Origin of the sequence: Vibrio vulnificus CMCP6, assembly GCF_000039765.1 — a bacterium.
GTDB classification, from domain to species: Bacteria; Pseudomonadota; Gammaproteobacteria; order Enterobacterales; family Vibrionaceae; genus Vibrio; species Vibrio vulnificus_B.
Genome location: NC_004459.3, coordinates 1,152,454 through 1,167,768, shown reverse-complemented (window position 1 = coordinate 1,167,768; position 15,315 = coordinate 1,152,454). Strand labels below are relative to the sequence as shown.

14 protein-coding genes and 1 riboswitch are annotated in these 15,315 nt (G+C 47.5%); of the genes, 4 read left to right on the top strand and 10 right to left on the bottom strand.

What is annotated here, in order from left to right; all coding sequences use genetic code 11:
- Positions 1 to 2 precede the first annotated feature (2 nt).
- Positions 3 to 1,823 (bottom strand): TonB-dependent receptor domain-containing protein, encoded by a 1,821-nt coding sequence (locus VV1_RS05575; RefSeq protein WP_011079183.1) that lies wholly within the window; start codon positions 1,821 to 1,823, stop codon positions 3 to 5.
- A gap of 52 nt (positions 1,824 to 1,875) precedes the next feature.
- Positions 1,876 to 2,071: riboswitch (cobalamin riboswitch) on the bottom strand.
- A gap of 154 nt (positions 2,072 to 2,225) precedes the next feature.
- Between VV1_RS05575 and trmA the strand changes: the two genes are divergently transcribed.
- Entirely contained in the window at positions 2,226 to 3,335 is a 1,110-nt protein-coding gene (gene trmA / locus VV1_RS05570; RefSeq protein ID WP_011079181.1) for a tRNA (uridine(54)-C5)-methyltransferase TrmA, read from the top strand.
- Positions 3,336 to 3,392: 57 nt separating this feature from the next.
- Here the strand turns inward: trmA and VV1_RS05565 are convergent, their stop codons facing one another.
- Together VV1_RS05565 and fabR are read right to left on the bottom strand one after the other, a co-directional pair.
- Positions 3,393 to 3,773, bottom strand: a complete 381-nt coding sequence (locus VV1_RS05565) for a YijD family membrane protein (RefSeq protein ID WP_011079180.1) — start codon at positions 3,771 to 3,773, stop codon at positions 3,393 to 3,395.
- A complete protein-coding gene (gene fabR, locus VV1_RS05560; protein ID WP_011149134.1) occupies positions 3,773 to 4,414 on the bottom strand; it encodes an HTH-type transcriptional repressor FabR in 642 nt (213 codons plus the stop codon). Before fabR ends, VV1_RS05565 begins: the two co-directional genes overlap by 1 nt.
- Before the next feature lie 284 nt (positions 4,415 to 4,698).
- On the opposite strand from fabR, the gene sthA reads away from it, so the two are divergent.
- Positions 4,699 to 6,099 (top strand): Si-specific NAD(P)(+) transhydrogenase, encoded by a 1,401-nt coding sequence (gene sthA / locus VV1_RS05555; RefSeq protein ID WP_011079178.1) that lies wholly within the window; start codon positions 4,699 to 4,701, stop codon positions 6,097 to 6,099.
- A 53-nt stretch (positions 6,100 to 6,152) separates the two neighbouring features.
- Here sthA and VV1_RS05550 read toward each other — a convergent pair whose 3' ends face one another.
- Positions 6,153 to 6,965, bottom strand: a complete 813-nt coding sequence (locus VV1_RS05550) for a class I SAM-dependent methyltransferase (RefSeq protein ID WP_011079177.1) — start codon at positions 6,963 to 6,965, stop codon at positions 6,153 to 6,155.
- 187 nt (positions 6,966 to 7,152) lie between these two features.
- Complete coding sequence (gene lexA / locus VV1_RS05545; RefSeq protein WP_011079176.1) at positions 7,153 to 7,776, bottom strand: transcriptional repressor LexA; 624 nt, start codon at positions 7,774 to 7,776, stop codon at positions 7,153 to 7,155.
- Between the two features lie 317 nt (positions 7,777 to 8,093).
- On the opposite strand from lexA, the gene plsB reads away from it, so the two are divergent.
- Complete coding sequence (plsB, locus tag VV1_RS05540; RefSeq protein WP_011079175.1) at positions 8,094 to 10,523, top strand: glycerol-3-phosphate 1-O-acyltransferase PlsB; 2,430 nt, start codon at positions 8,094 to 8,096, stop codon at positions 10,521 to 10,523.
- A gap of 89 nt (positions 10,524 to 10,612) precedes the next feature.
- Here the strand turns inward: plsB and ubiA are convergent, their stop codons facing one another.
- Positions 10,613 to 11,467 (bottom strand): 4-hydroxybenzoate octaprenyltransferase, encoded by an 855-nt coding sequence (gene ubiA, locus VV1_RS05535; protein ID WP_011079174.1) that lies wholly within the window; start codon positions 11,465 to 11,467, stop codon positions 10,613 to 10,615.
- Positions 11,468 to 12,007 (bottom strand): chorismate lyase, encoded by a 540-nt coding sequence (locus VV1_RS05530; RefSeq protein WP_013570943.1) that lies wholly within the window; start codon positions 12,005 to 12,007, stop codon positions 11,468 to 11,470.
- Between the two features lie 172 nt (positions 12,008 to 12,179).
- Here VV1_RS05530 and VV1_RS05525 point away from each other — a divergent pair, with 172 nt between their 5' ends.
- Positions 12,180 to 12,590, top strand: coding sequence for a flagellar basal body-associated protein FliL (locus tag VV1_RS05525; RefSeq protein WP_011079172.1), 411 nt, complete (start codon positions 12,180 to 12,182; stop codon positions 12,588 to 12,590).
- Positions 12,591 to 12,638: 48 nt separating this feature from the next.
- Here VV1_RS05525 and glpG read toward each other — a convergent pair whose 3' ends face one another.
- The 3 genes from glpG to rpoH all read right to left on the bottom strand — a co-directional run bounded on the left by glpG (position 12,639) and on the right by rpoH (position 15,180).
- Positions 12,639 to 13,481, bottom strand: coding sequence for a rhomboid family intramembrane serine protease GlpG (gene glpG / locus VV1_RS05520; protein WP_011079171.1), 843 nt, complete (start codon positions 13,479 to 13,481; stop codon positions 12,639 to 12,641).
- Between the two features lie 84 nt (positions 13,482 to 13,565).
- Positions 13,566 to 13,886 (bottom strand): thiosulfate sulfurtransferase GlpE, encoded by a 321-nt coding sequence (gene glpE / locus VV1_RS05515; protein ID WP_011079170.1) that lies wholly within the window; start codon positions 13,884 to 13,886, stop codon positions 13,566 to 13,568.
- Between the two features lie 436 nt (positions 13,887 to 14,322).
- Positions 14,323 to 15,180 (bottom strand): RNA polymerase sigma factor RpoH, encoded by an 858-nt coding sequence (gene rpoH / locus VV1_RS05510; protein WP_011079169.1) that lies wholly within the window; start codon positions 15,178 to 15,180, stop codon positions 14,323 to 14,325.
- Positions 15,181 to 15,315 lie beyond the last annotated feature (135 nt).

Genomic DNA, 15,315 nt, shown 5'->3' with positions numbered 1-15,315 from the left:
AGTTAGAACTGATACGTTAGATTCGCGAAGTATCTGCGCTCTGGAGCGTTGTAGCTCAATGTGGTTTGATACTTCTCGTTTGTTAGATTGTCTACTCGCGCACGAACAACCAGATCAGGAGAAATCCAATACCCAACCGACGCATCCCACAAGCTTACCGATGGTAACTCATTCTTCGGATCGCTAACTTCTTTAGGATTGCCCAATCTTTCCCCTGTATAGGTATAAGTCAGGTTAACGTCGAAATTCTCATACGAGGCATCCATCAACCATTTGTAGTTTTCATCTGCGCGTTTGGCCAATTTGTTCCCGCCAGAATCTTGGTGATCTTTAAATTCCGCGACAACCGTGTGATGAACAAACCAAGTATTGAAGTAACCCGTAATCTCAAGCCCTTTTAATGTTGCATCCACATTCTCTGGGTACCACCAAGGTGAGCCTTCGTACCAAATAATAAGGTTGTCGACATCATTGTCATACGCTGCAACATCCACGGTGAAGAGAGCAAACTCACCCGTATAGCCAATTTCTCGGCTCATCGCTTCTTCAGGTTTCAAATCTGGGTTATTGGTTAAGTCCGAATAACTCGGCGCTTTGAAAGAAGTACCAAACGTCGCCCTAACAGAATGAGACTCTGTGATTTGATAGCGCGTTCCTAGTGACCACGTTCGATAATTATCGTAAGTGTCATGCTTGTCATTACGTACACTCCCCGTCACTTGTAAATCGCCCAATTGGAGGTCTGTAGAAAGATAAACACCGGTCGTGCTACGAGACTCTCCAGCTAATTTGTCTGGATAGCCATAGCTTAAAGCATCATCATCGAGCTTTTCTTTGCGCCAATCTGCACCTGCGCCAATGGTAATGCCCTCTGATATCAAATACTGATTGAGGAACTGCAGGTTGGTTAACGCGATTTTCTTGACCGTTCCCGCGTTATCCTTGCCTTCAGCTTGTGAGTAGTCCAAGTTTTCAATCGCTTGCTGGTTGGCTCGTAAAGTCGAGCTTAGACGGGAACCGCTATACTGAACATCCGCCGTGATACTTAGATTTTCAGAGTAACCGTAATTTTTACCCCCTGAATCATATTCCGTTAAGCTGTCATACCAACGCACTGACGCTGATCCGGAAAATTCATCATTGAACGCTTGGGAATAGGAGGCAAAAAGATTCTGGCTCTCATACCCATAGTTCAAGCCAGTTTCTGGGTCCTTGATATCAAACCCTTCTGTCTCTTCAAAACCACCAGCAAGTTTCAGCACGCCACCATTAGCAAAAGCCCTAGTCGTCGAAAAGTTCGCTTCCTTCTGCGCGTCACTTCCCGCCCCTAGAGAGACGACGGAACCTTCACTCGATTCACTGGACGTGGTGATAACGTTAATCACACCAGCAATTGCATCGGAACCGTATAGAGCCCCACCTGGGCCTTTAATCACTTCTACTCTTTCAATAATACCTACAGGTATATGGTTAAAACTGATCCCGCCTGCAGCCGAGTTAATACGAACACCATCAACTAAAAATAAGACTTGATTGCTATTAAAACCACGAATGAATACGGAAGCTGAGTGACCGCGACCACCACTTTGAGAAACCTCGATACCGGGAACTCGTTTTAAGACATCAAGCAAGGATTTCGCTTGCGTTTCTTCAATTTCTTGTTTTGAAATCACCGTCGTTGACGCGATGACTTCGGCAAGTGGCTGCTCAAAGCGGTTAGCTGTTACGACAACAGTGTCATTGGTTTGCACTTCTTGAGCGTGTAAATAAGAGACAGGGGTAAGCAGCGATGCCATGGCTATCGCTAAAAGAGATTTTTGCATATTGTAATCCTAAATCGCGTAAATCCTACCGAGCATGAAGATAAGGCTTCCAGTGTTTGCTCAGTTGCTGGCAGGTATTCGGACTCAAGAGCTGTTAACCTACTTGCCTGACTTCCCACACGATTCCATCGTGCAGTGTCTGATTAAGCTTTCGTTCTCTATTACCGCTGCGCGTCAGTTCCGGATTCACACCGGATTCCCTTTTCAGCCATCTATACTTCCAGATAGCACCAGCTTGAAGCGCATACTATTAAGCGATTGATTATTTGTCCAGTTAGAATTGGCATAAGCTATATTTTTACACAGTAGTACTTATCAATTTCCCCTTGTCACTGGACAATGAACGGGGATTGAATAAAATCTGCGCTCTTTATCTCTAAAGCACCCGAAAGGTATTAATTCATGGCGACTCTTGATGTAAACCCACAACGCTATCAGCAACAGTTAGCAGAAAAAGTGCAACGCTTAACCGATATGTTCGCACCTTATCAAGCCCCTGAGCTGGAAGTGTTTGAGTCTCCAGATCAGCACTATCGCATGCGCGCTGAGTTCCGCGTTTGGCATGAAGGGGAAGAGATGTACTACATCATGTTCAACCAAGAGACGCGTGAAAAATACCGTGTTGACCAGTTTCCGGCAGCAAGCCGCTTGATCAACGATCTCATGCCTTTGCTGATTGACGCGATGAAAGACAATGAGTCGCTACGTCGTAAACTGTTCCAAGTCGATTTCCTTTCCACTCTGAGCGGCGAGATTCTGGTTTCTTTGCTTTACCATCGCCAATTGGATGATGCTTGGATTGAAAATGCTAAAGCTTTAAAACAGCGCCTGAATGACGAAGGGTTTAACCTCAACCTCATTGGTCGCGCACGTAAAATGAAGATCGTCCTAGACCGTGATTACGTGGTCGAAAAGCTCGACGTCAACGGCAAGCCTTACACCTACCAACAAGTAGAAAACAGCTTTACTCAACCGAACGGCAAAGTCGCAGAGAAAATGTTGGAATGGGCGGTCGATTGTACCCAAGAAAGCCAAGGCGATTTATTGGAGCTTTACTGTGGTAACGGCAATTTCTCCCTTGCGCTGGCGCAAAATTTTGAGCGCGTGTTGGCCACGGAATTGGCAAAGCCATCGGTGGAATCGGCGCAATACAATATCGCTGCGAACAAGATTGAGAATGTGCAAATCATCCGCATGTCAGCTGAAGAGTTTACCGAAGCAATGGAAGGGAAGCGTGAATTCCGTCGCCTGAAAGACAATGGCATCGATCTCAAGAGTTATAACTGCAACACCATTTTTGTTGATCCACCACGCTCTGGCATGGATGTAGACACTTGTAAAATGGTGCAAGGTTACGAGCGTATTTTATACATCTCTTGCAACCCAGAGACATTAAAAGAGAACTTAGACATTCTGAGCGAAACACACCACATCACGCGCTTTGCTCTGTTCGATCAGTTCCCGTACACCCACCACATGGAAGCGGGTGTGATGCTAGAGCGTAAAGCCTAAGCAGTATCAAACAAAAACGAGCCGCGAATGGCTCGTTTTTTTCTCTCTAAAATCGTACTAATCGGCACTTGGGCGACGAATGTATCCCAGCTTACTGCCAATCCACGCCAGCAGCAGTAACACCACCATGATCGCGAAGAAGTTCGATCCTGCTTCAGGGTGCTGAGCTTTAATAAAGGCCGAGTGACCAAACGCCCCGACAAAAAAGCACGCCAGTCCAACCAAAGGGATCTCTTCCGACACGGGATGATTGAGGTACTCACGGTAGAGTGCCTGCACAGCCAGCACTAAGGCAATAATAGGGAAAATGGAGAAAGAGACTTCGCTCATGGTCAGCCAAGAAAGGATAGCATCGCCACACATCCCCGTGATCAACGCCAATACCAACGTCTTCCTTTCCGAACTGCGATTCACGTTATTTTCATTATCATTAGACATTATTCTATCTCACCTTTTAATCGGTTACGTTCACGTTCCTTGCGATACCAGTACGCACCTTTGGCGACCATTCGCAACTGCATAATCAGACGCTCGGCCAGCTCATCACGCTCGCGTCGGTCTAAGTCTAAAGCTTCTGCACCGGAACTAAAAACCAGAATCACCGACGCTTCAGCCTGCGCCAACGCCTCTTCTCGGTTCATTCCCGTGCTAATTAAATATTCGGTAAGCTCTGCTGCGAAGTGCTGCATCTCACGCGCAACCGCAGCGCGAAATTCCGCGGAAGTTCCAGAGCGTTCTCTTAACAATAGGCGAAATACGTTTGGGCTACTTTCGATAAACTCCATAAAGGTTTCCACCGAAGTGCGGATCACGCTGCCTTCTTTGACGATGCGCTGACGTGCTTGGCGCATCAATTGACGTAACAGCAAACCACCTTCATCCACCATGGTTAAACCCAACTCATCCATATCTTTAAAATGGCGATAGAACGAGGTAGGCGCAATGCCCGCTTCTCTGGCCACTTCTCGCAAGCTGAGATTGGAAAAACTGCGATCAGCACTCAATTGGCTAAATGCCGCGTCAATCAAAGAACGACGCGTTTTCTCTTTCTGCTGTGCGCGAATACCCATTGATTTCATTATGATGTTTGCTCTTATCTTAAATTGGCTTCCGGCCGTTACTATAGCGCGAATCACAGCTAGCGATAAGCGATGATGCGCCATGGCGAGCACGTTACTACTGGCCAAGGCGGTTATGCAATCTTTTGTGCTCAATTTATCGACATTCGCCATGCCATTGATTGGTTTTCGTGAAATGTGCGTGATCACTTCCACTCTCTACCGAGCCTGCTGTTTACCTGCTGGTATAATCAGTTAAAATCTCGCTAAAGCAATGTTAAGCAAATATAACAAGGAATGAAATCATGGCGCATGCGAATCACTTCGATGTGATTGTTATCGGGAGCGGCCCTGGCGGTGAAGGGGCAGCAATGGGTTTAACCAAAGCAGGCCTGAAAGTTGCCGTGGTGGAAAAAGAGAGCAGTGTTGGCGGCGGCTGTACTCACTGGGGCACCATTCCATCCAAAGCGCTGCGCCATGCGGTTAGCCGTATTATTGAATTCAACAGCAACCCGCTGTTTTGCAAAAACAACTCCAGTTTACACGCCACATTTTCAACCATTCTCGGCCATGCGAAATCCGTTATCGACAAGCAGACTCGCTTACGCCAAGGCTTTTATGATCGCAATCAGTGCCAATTGATTTTCGGAACCGCCCGTTTTACCGATGCGCACACCATTAGCGTGACGCAAAACGACGGCACTGAAGAAGTGTATACGGCGGATAAGTTTGTGATTGCTACTGGCTCTCGGCCTTATCAACCAGCCGATGTCGACTTTAATCATGAGCGAATCTACGACAGCGATTCCATTCTCAGTCTAAAACACGACCCTCGCCACATCATCATTTATGGCGCAGGGGTGATTGGTTGTGAATACGCATCCATCTTCCGTGGTTTGGGGGTGAAAACCGACCTCATCAACACACGCGATCGCTTACTGGCCTTTTTGGACAACGAAGTTTCCGATGCACTTTCCTATCACTTCTGGAACAGCGGCGTCGTGATCCGTAATGACGAGACCTATGAACGCATTGAAGGCACCGAAGATGGGGTGATTGTTCATCTTCAATCGGGCAAGAAGATGAAAGCCGATTGCTTGCTTTACGCCAATGGCCGTACTGGTAACACTGACAAGTTGAACCTGCCTGCAGTTGGGCTTCAAGGTGACTCTCGCGGCCAATTGAAAGTCGATGGCAATTACCAAACCGAAGTGGAACACGTTTACGCGGTAGGCGATGTGATTGGTTACCCAAGTCTTGCGAGCGCGGCATATGACCAAGGGCGCTTTGTAGCGCAAGCCATCACTAAGGGCAAAGCCGATGGCTATCTGATTGATGACATCCCTACGGGGATTTACACCATTCCGGAAATCAGCTCGGTTGGTAAAACAGAACAAGAATTAACCGCGGCGAAAGTACCCTATGAAGTTGGCCGCTCTTCGTTCAAACATCTGGCTCGTGCGCAGATTGCCGGCAAAGACATCGGCAGCTTGAAGATCCTCTTCCATCGTGAAACCAAAGAAATTCTTGGTATTCACTGCTTTGGGGAACGCGCGGCGGAAATCATTCACATTGGCCAAGCGATCATGGAGCAAAAAGGCGAAGCCAATACCATCGAGTATTTCGTCAATACTACCTTCAACTACCCCACCATGGCCGAAGCGTATCGTGTTGCTGCACTCAATGGACTCAACCGTCTGTTCTAGTGTGAAAACACCCACTTCCCAAACAAAAACAGCAGGAATTCCTGCTGTTTTTTTTACCATTTCATATGGACCACGACGGGAGTAAGACGATGTTTCAGCATGGGTATTTTACTGAGCCAACGCTGCCATGTTTTCCAACGTGCACAGAAACGATCGAAGGGAGAAAACACTTTGACCCATTGTGCCCAAGGGAGCCACTGCAAAACTTGTTCTGCCGGCGCTGCCATGGCATGCGCATAACGATCAGAGCCCAATTTCTGCCCCAGGCTACTGTCGGTTAAGTCTCCCGCCAATACCATGCACACCTGCGCAGACACAAAGCGTCGTCCTAGCAATTGCACAAAGTTAGCAACCTGAGTCAATGGACAATCGAGCAGCGCCAACTCACACACGATCAATACTGGTGTTTTGTCGTTGATCGCCAGTTGCTCTAAGCAAGAAAGGTCATCGACGCTGCCATGCTGTTGCTGGTAGCGTTCGTTCTTGTGGAATAATCGCTGACGCCAGAGCAAGTTTTCCGTAACATCCAACTCCACCCAATGGCATCGACCATTATCAAGACGATAAAAGCGCGTATCGAGACCAGCACCAACGTTAATAATCCACCCTTCTGGGTGCTGCTGTAAAAACTGCGAGACTTGTTGATCGCACTGCTGCGCTAAGGTCGCGTGTAACAGCTGTTTTTGCGCTACATCGCCAGATAAACACTCAGGCGCAAGCTTACAACTTAAACAGGCTTTTGCGGCAATCGGGTCATAGATTAACCCTCCGTCGACCAAGCTTTCTCGGCTACGAAGCCACAACGGCTGCAACAATCTTGCTGGTACCGGATATCCCTTTTCCGATGACTGTTTGATTGAAGACATCACGAGACCTTTCTCATCGTTCCATAAAAGAACTTAATGATAATAAATCTCAATTTCAATTTCAATCCGTGCGATGCATCCTCACTGACGCCTTATTGAGAAACGATCGTCAAATGGGGTCGAGACAAAACAAATAAGCTCCGCAGAAACGGAGCTTATTGAGCATTGCTTTGCACATTTGCGCGTATTACATCCAATCCGTATTGCGGATAATACCCACGGCAATGCCTTCAATAGTCAGCTGCTGGCTAGTGAGATCCACTTCGATAGGTGCAAACTCTTCATTTTCTGCATGGAGCAGCACGGTTGAACCTTTACGTTCCAAACGTTTTACCGTTACATCATCTTCAACGCGCGCGACCACAACTTGCCCATTGCGCACGTCTTGTGTTTTGTGCACAGCCAACAAGTCACCATCCATAATGCCGATGTCTTTCATACTTTCGCCATGAACGCGCAAAAGAAAATCGGCTTGAGGTCGGAACATGCTCGGATCCACTTGGTAGTGCATTTCCACATGCTCTTGCGCCAAGATCGGCTCCCCTGCCGCAACACGGCCAATCAGAGGTAAACCTGGCTCATCATTCGCCGCTTCCTCTTCAAGCAGAATACGGATACCACGAGAGGCACCCGGGACAATTTCGATCACTTGCTTACGAGCAAGCGCTTTTAAATGTTCTTCTGCCGCATTGGCAGAGCGAAAACCCAGCTCACGCGCAATTTCCGCACGAGTGGGTGGCATTCCAGTCACTTCGATCTTGCTTTTAATCAGATCGAAAACTTGTTGTTGGCGTGGCGTTAACGGCTTCATAGGTCACCTGTCTTTTTATACAGTTAACTGTGAGTATATCCAGTAATTGTACAAATGGAAACCCAATTGATTGTTTTTTAATTTCTTCTCTCTTTTTGGCGAACATTTGTGTTTAAAACGCCGTGCTTGACCCGCTCGGTTCAACGCAATTTAAGGAAATTCGTCTAATCCATACTCAATTAAGTTAAAAGGTTTGACCAGTTCTGGTATCCTTGCCGCTTAAAAATTATCGCTCAGATTTATTCCTATTACTGGAATCATTCAGTAACAGAAATAAGTTTGGGTATGTTTGAATTCTATTGAGGCTGTGAACCTATATGTCTTCAGGACAATCATTTTCACATTCATTACTGAAGCTACCGCTGTCGGCGTTGGTGAAAGGCACTGCGATTCCTTCTAATCCAATCGACGATCACCACATCGATATTAATAAGCCCATTGTTTATGCCCTGCCTTTTCGCTCGGCCGTGGACCTATTAACGCTCCAAAAACACGCACTCGAGTTAGGATTACCCGATCCACTTTCTCCGCTTGAGATCCATGGCAAATCACTCAAACGTTATGTGTTTATCGCCTCTCGACCAACGTTGGTTCAAAGCGATAACGATGTACCAAGTGATTCGATTGCCCTTTTCTCCGATTTACTGGCGCTCCACGCGGAAGACAGCGAACTGGATGTTCAGGTAATTCCTGCCACCGTATTGTGGGGACGTAAGCCGGGTAAAGAAGGCAACAATAAGCCTTACCTACAAGCGATGAATGGCCTGCAAAAAGCCAAAGCAGTGATCACCGCCGGTCGTGATTGCCTTGTGCGCTTTAGCCCTGTGGTCTCACTGCGTTACATGGCACAATCACACGGTACAGATAGCTCGATTGCCCACAAGTTGGCACGCGTAGCTCGCATTCACTTCTCACGTCAAAAACTGGCGGCTTCTGGCCCAGACTTGCCTTCGCGCCAAGTGCTGTTTGCTCGTTTGATGAAATCGCCAGCCATTGAGCAAGCGATTGAGGAAGAAGCCAAAAACAAAAACATCTCGATGGAGAAAGCGCGTAAAGAAGCGCAAGACATCATGGATGAGATTGCAGCAGACTTCTCCTACTCCTTGGTGAAACAAGGCGATCGCTTGCTGGGATGGCTTTGGAACAAGCTCTATCAGGGGCTTAACATCAACAACGCCGCGACGGTGCGCCGTCTAGCGCAAGATGGTCATGAGATTGTGTATGTGCCTTGCCATCGCAGCCACATGGACTACCTGCTGCTCTCTTACGTGCTTTATCACGAAGGGATGGTGCCACCGCATATTGCCGCAGGCATAAACCTCAACTTCTTCCCTGCGGGGCCGATTTTCCGCCGCGGCGGGGCATTCTTTATTCGTCGTAGCTTCAAGGGCAATCGTCTTTATTCGACCATTTTCCGCGAATATTTGGCAGAGCTCTTTGCCAAAGGCTACTCGGTAGAATACTTCTCGGAAGGTGGCCGCTCGCGCACGGGTCGTTTGCTGCCAGCTAAAACCGGCATGTTGGCGATGACCATTCAAGCCATGCTGCGTGGGCTAAATCGCCCAGTCACCTTAGTGCCGGTTTACATTGGCTACGAGCACGTGATGGAAGTAGCAACCTACGCCAAAGAGTTGCGTGGTAAACGTAAAGAGAAAGAAAACGCCGGTCTTGTGCTGCGCACACTGCGCAAACTGCGTAACTTTGGCTTGGGTTATGTCAACTTTGGTGAGCCTATCCCGCTCAACCAATACCTCAACGAGCATGCCCCTGAGTGGACCAAAGACATCGACCCAATGGGCGCGAGCCGACCTCAATGGATCAATCCTGTGGTGAACCAGTTGGCGAATAAGATGATGACGCACATTAACGACGCCGCAGCAGCGAACGCATTGACCTTGTGTGCCACCGCATTACTGGCATCACGTCAGCGGGCGCTTTCTAAAGATTCCCTAATCCATCAGATTGAGTGCTACTTACAGCTCTTGAAGAATGTGCCGTACTCGAAGACCTATACCGTGCCTTCTGAAAGCGCCGAAGCTCTGGTAGAACACGCGATTTCATTGGATAAGTTTGTCATCGAAACCGACACCATGGGCGACATCATTTCGCTCGATCGTAATCAGTCGATCTTGATGACCTACTACCGCAACAACATCATCCACTTGTTCGCGCTACCATCGCTGATTGCACAGATGATCATTCGTCAGGAAAATCTAACCGTGAGCCAAATCCAGCAGCAAGTGGCGGAGATTTACCCATTCCTGAAAGCGGAACTGTTCTTGAGCCACAAAGAAGAAGAGCTCGATGAACTGGTTGTGAAAGTGCTAAACGAGTTGGTATCGCAGGATCTGATCAGCCTGAAAGAAGATAAGGTTGCGAAAAATCAAGCGAATACCCTCACGCTTGTTTTGCTCGGTCGTACCATCTCTGAAACGCTTCAGCGTTACTCGATTGCCTTCAATCTGCTGGTGTCCAATCCTGAATTGGCTAAAGCGGATTTGGAACAAAAGAGCCAAGACATCGCTCAGCGTTTGACTCGCTTACACGGTATCAATGCGCCGGAGTACTTCGACAAAGGTGTGTTCGCCTCTCTGTTTAGCACGTTAAAACAGCAAGGCTACCTTGATAGTGACGGCAACTGCGACGGTGAGAAAACCGCACAATTTGCTACTTTGCTCTACGCCTTGCTCTACCCAGAAGTGAAGCTCACGATTGAAGAGAGTGTCTTCCAACTCAAATCGGCGTAAGCCAGCATTAAATACAACAAAGGCATCCCGTGGATGCCTTTGTTTTTTTGTTTTGCTGTGCAACCAGCATCAAGCAGACTCAGTGCGGTCTACCAAAACGCGACAAATAACCCGAGCGCCAGCACCATCCCGACATAGTTATTATTGAGAAATGCTTGGAAACACAACTCTCGCTGACGATGACGGATCAGATGCTGCTGATAAACAAATAGCGCACCGGCGGCCAGTACGCTCCAATAAAAACTTTGCCCCAATTGGTAATGCAAGCCAAGCCAAACCAGCATCACTAACGTCAGCAATTGCAACAGGCCGATGATTAACTTGTCGTGGCGGCCAAACAAAATAGCGGTCGATTTAACACCGATGTGAACGTCATCATCGCGATCAACCATCGCATATTGGGTATCGTACGCAATGGTCCACAACGCATTAATCGCAAACACAAACCACACCACCCAAGGCAACTCATTCGCCTGCGCTGCCCATGCCATTGGGATTGCCCAGCTAAACGCTAAGCCAAGAAACAACTGCGGTAGATGGGTATAGCGCTTCATAAAAGGGTAAATGAACGCCAACACGATACCGGCAAATGAGAGCTGGATAGTGAGTGGGTTCATGGTCAACACCAACAAAAAAGAGCTGATCCCTAACAGCAAAAACAGAATAATCGCTTCTTTCGCCGTCACGCGACCTGAAGGCAGAGGCCGCTGTTGAGTACGCTTAACATGACCATCCACTTTACGATCGGCAAAGTCATTGATCACGCAACCGGCACTGCGCATCAACACCACGCCCAACACAAAGACCAGCAAAACATGCCAATCGGGAGTCCCTTCCGCAGCAATAATCAACGCCCACAAGGTTGGCCAAAGCAGCAGTAACGTGCCAATTGGTCGGTCCATCCTCATCAGTTGCCAATACGCCTTGGCCTTTTCTACTGACATTTACACACTCTCCCTGGAGTAAATCGGTGCATCAGGTAAAAACAGTTCTGCCACTAACATCGGTTTGTGGTTCATCCATAAACGAGAACGTCTGGCGAGTAAACGCCCTTGCGGCGTTTCGATCCAAGCCACTTGCAATGCGTCACGCTCAACTTGCTCTGCACTAAACACGGTGAGCCCCAAAGGAATATCACCCAGCGTGGCTAAGTCGTAGGGCTGATCAGCTAAGGTGGTTTCAGGGATCAACGTTCTCCCCAACACCCACGGAGTTTGATCACCGGATAGTACTACCTCTCGGATCAAGCAAATCTCAGGCGACAATCCCTGAGTCTCTTGCCTTGTTAATTGGCCCATACCACTTTTTTCATTGCGCATCAACTCAACGGTCAGATGTTGGCAATGACGCGCCAAACGGCGAGACAAGGAGCCTTGCTCCAGTAACCAGTGCTTAGCAAAGTCACTAGAAAAGTGAAAATCTTCAGGATTTTGCCATTTTGCTTCTATTAACAAAGCAAGATAGAGCGAGTTTGGCTGATTCATACTAGTATTCAATTAGTAGCTTTTAGTCGCGTTGTGCGTACAATAAAGCGTCACTTTACGGTAATGAGCCACCGTAAAGATTGTAATAACTTATAGTGACATTTGGACCGCCTATTGTAACAAGACAAAAGCGTTTCGAGTATCGTGATCAGAAGAAAGAAAAGTCAGAAATATGTACAAACGTTATATAGCCCAAATAATTATCGCCTTCAGCTTGCTCTTTTCTTTACCTTTGCATGCCGAAGAAGAACAGACTGGCCCTCAACTTGCGTATTTCACCCTTGAGCCAGACCTCACCACCAACTTTTATACCAAAGGCAAGAAACTGGGTTACATCCAAGTGCGCATCGACATCATGGTCATGAGCAATGCGGATTTGGCGTTGGTCGAACACCATCAGCCGCTGATCAGAGACGCTGTGGTTGAGTTGCTGGGCCAGCAAAGTGAAGACACGGTGAAGTCACTGGCTGGACGTGAAGATTTGCGTAAGCATTTGGTCGAAAAACTCAATGAGATCTTATTGCCAGAAACGGGCAAAACCGTCATTGCTGACCTGCTGTTTACCAAATACCTCTATCAGTAGCATGTTCAGCTCGGCTGATTCTATTTAAGTTATAAAGCAAAAAGCGGCCTAGGCCGCTTTTTGATGTTTTTGCTTGGTGGAATCGAGATAGGCCAGCCCCATACCAGACAACAAACCCACGAGATGAGCAGTATTGGCAATCGCCATAAAGGGTTGAACGTAACCAAGAATAAGCCATACCAGCATAAAAGCGACCACGGGCCTAGGCACTGATAAGCCAAGGTGAGGCACGCGATAACCTAAAATCCAAGCGTAACCGAGCAAGGCATAAACCACGCCAGATAAACCACCAAAGTTCGCTCCTTCAACCCAAAACTGACCAGCGCCAGAGAGTGCGGCCGAAATGACAAAGATTTGCAGTAGTTTACCGCTACCCAATCTCTGTTCAATGTCGCCACCAAACTGCCACCACCACAGTAAGTTAAACACAATGTGGGTCACCGAGAAGTGCAGCAGTGCATGGCTCACCCAACGCCATAATTGCCATTGTTGCGCGGCTTCTGCCGGAAAATGCATCGCACTTAAAAGCGCGCTTTCCCAACCAAACATCATGAGCACATAAACCGCCACACAGGCGACCATCACCGCCATGGTGACAGGACCCGCTTTCGCTTTCACCATCGCCAGTAAACTGGGGCTTCGGTAACTGAACTGAGTTTTGCGCGTTTCCGCCATATCCCAAGATGCAGCGCTGTATTTACTGTCACCAGGATTCGCCAAAAACTGTTTGAGCTCTGCTTCGGTTTCAACCCAATGCTGATCGTCCATCAGCCATAAGGCAAACTGTCCTTCACCTTCAGGCATCATTCGCAAATCAATTTGTCGAGACGCCATGTAGTCGATAAAAGCCTGCGCCATCCTTGGATTGTTCAACACAATAAGACGCTGCATAGAGGAACCTCAGTTAGACGAAAAATCGAACCTCATTCTTCCACATCAAAGGCCATTAGGCAAAAGCCCTTCTTTCTAAAGGGATCAGCTTGCTTCAACGGGCAAACTGGCGCGATGCCAAGCTTCAAAACCACCATCGACACTGTACACCTCTTCAAAACCTTGATTGACTAGGTACTGAGCCGCCCCTTGACTGCTGATGCCGTGGTAACACATCACCAAAACAGGCTGTTCAAACTCCACCTGCTGCATGAAGTTTACGATCGAATCATTGGTTAGATGAAAGGCCGATTGGGCATGAGCCACAGCAAAAGATTGTGGGTCACGAATATCCACCAAACGTGCTTCTCCACGGCTGATGAGCGCGTGCGCGCCTTGTACATCAATATGCTTGAACTGTTCCATATACTTTCTCATTTTCGTTATTTGTTCTGCTGGGATGTAACCTTCCAGACAGAGCCAAACTTAGACACACAGTTCTTCTGGTCTTTGACAAGCGTACATTTATCCATCATCTGTGGATAAATCTGTGGATTGCGTTGATAAAGTGTTTTGTGCCATTTTGATCCACTACATGTAGTAAGGATCTTGATCTTTCTGTGTGTAGTTTTATAACTATCCCCAAATAAAATTCCTCTTCAAGCCCTGATTTCATCCAGCTTTCGAACAGTTGATAAATAATTACTTCACAGAGTTATTCACAGGCTTGGCATCATTTCGTGATCATTTTCGTCACTCAATTTCGATCAAAAATACTCGCCATGATGTTGTGACAGGCAACAAAAAAGCCGAGATCATTGATCTCGGCTTTTGCTGATTCTTAAATGGTTTCGTAAGAGAACTAAATCTCGCCGACGGCCATCTTCAGTTTCTTCATCGCGTTCTTTTCAAGCTGACGAATTCGCTCCGCAGAAACACCATACATTTCCGCGAGATCTTGCAGCGTGGCTTTATCATCGTCCAACCAACGCGAGCGAACAATATGTTGGCTACGTTCATCAAGGCTAGCCAATGCCATCGCAAGGCGGTTATTGGTGTGAGCTTCCCAGTTTTGCGCTTCTAGGTTGTCCGCAACATCTGAAGATTTGTCTTCCAGATAAAGGACAGGAGCGGTTGATACCGAGCTAGAATCGTCTTCCTCATTTGGCAAATCAAAGGTCGAATCGACCGCCGCCAAACGCGATTCCATTTCTCGCACTTCTGCCGGTTCTACGCCCAACTCACGAGCCACGGTTTCGACTTCGCCATTGTTAAACCAACCAAGACGTTTTTTCGACTTACGTAGGTTGAAGAACAACTTACGCTGCGCTTTGGTGGTCGCGATCTTCACAATACGCCAGTTACGTAGTACGTACTCGTGAATTTCCGCTTTGATCCAGTGAACCGCAAAAGAAACTAGCCTCACCCCAACTTCTGGATTGAAGCGTTTTACCGCCTTCATGAGACCAATATTGCCTTCTTGTACTAAGTCAGCCATTGGTAAACCGTAGCCAGAATAACCGCGGGCAACGTGAACAACGAATCTCAGGTGAGAGAGAATCAGCCCTTTTGCCGCTTCAATTTCGCCTTTGTAGTGTAGACGTTCAGCTAGATCACGTTCTTCGTCTGCGGTCAGCATTGGGTAGCTGTTCACCGAGCGAATGTAGCCATCAAGGCTATCTTGCGTTACTAGTGCCATCGGATACGCTTGAGTTGTCATTCAATTCCTCATCAATCTCTGATCTGGAGTTATACATTGCAAATTAGCGCCGTTATCTTGAACTGAAGATGAATCAGTTTCAAGCAGGGTTAGCAATTATCCATAAACAAATCGTCTATACAAGTCAATCAAATT

Excerpts from the sequence above, each read along its gene's own strand:
- VV1_RS05575 (WP_011079183.1), bottom strand. The coding sequence starts at position 1,823 with ATGCAAAAATCTCTTTTAGCGATAGCCATGGCATCGCTGCTTACCCCT.
- trmA (WP_011079181.1), top strand. The coding sequence starts at position 2,226 with ATGGCGACTCTTGATGTAAACCCACAACGCTATCAGCAACAGTTAGCA.
- sthA (WP_011079178.1), top strand. The coding sequence starts at position 4,699 with ATGGCGCATGCGAATCACTTCGATGTGATTGTTATCGGGAGCGGCCCT.
- lexA (WP_011079176.1), bottom strand. The coding sequence starts at position 7,776 with ATGAAGCCGTTAACGCCACGCCAACAACAAGTTTTCGATCTGATTAAA.
- VV1_RS05530 (WP_013570943.1), bottom strand. The coding sequence starts at position 12,007 with ATGAATCAGCCAAACTCGCTCTATCTTGCTTTGTTAATAGAAGCAAAA.
- ubiA (WP_011079174.1), bottom strand. The coding sequence starts at position 11,467 with ATGTCAGTAGAAAAGGCCAAGGCGTATTGGCAACTGATGAGGATGGAC.
- glpE (WP_011079170.1), bottom strand. The coding sequence starts at position 13,886 with ATGGAACAGTTCAAGCATATTGATGTACAAGGCGCGCACGCGCTCATC.
- glpG (WP_011079171.1), bottom strand. The coding sequence starts at position 13,481 with ATGCAGCGTCTTATTGTGTTGAACAATCCAAGGATGGCGCAGGCTTTT.
- VV1_RS05550 (WP_011079177.1), bottom strand. The coding sequence starts at position 6,965 with ATGTCTTCAATCAAACAGTCATCGGAAAAGGGATATCCGGTACCAGCA.
- VV1_RS05565 (WP_011079180.1), bottom strand. The coding sequence starts at position 3,773 with ATGTCTAATGATAATGAAAATAACGTGAATCGCAGTTCGGAAAGGAAG.
- rpoH (WP_011079169.1), bottom strand. The coding sequence starts at position 15,180 with ATGACAACTCAAGCGTATCCGATGGCACTAGTAACGCAAGATAGCCTT.
- VV1_RS05525 (WP_011079172.1), top strand. The coding sequence starts at position 12,180 with ATGTACAAACGTTATATAGCCCAAATAATTATCGCCTTCAGCTTGCTC.
- fabR (WP_011149134.1), bottom strand. The coding sequence starts at position 4,414 with ATGAAATCAATGGGTATTCGCGCACAGCAGAAAGAGAAAACGCGTCGT.
- plsB (WP_011079175.1), top strand. The coding sequence starts at position 8,094 with ATGTCTTCAGGACAATCATTTTCACATTCATTACTGAAGCTACCGCTG.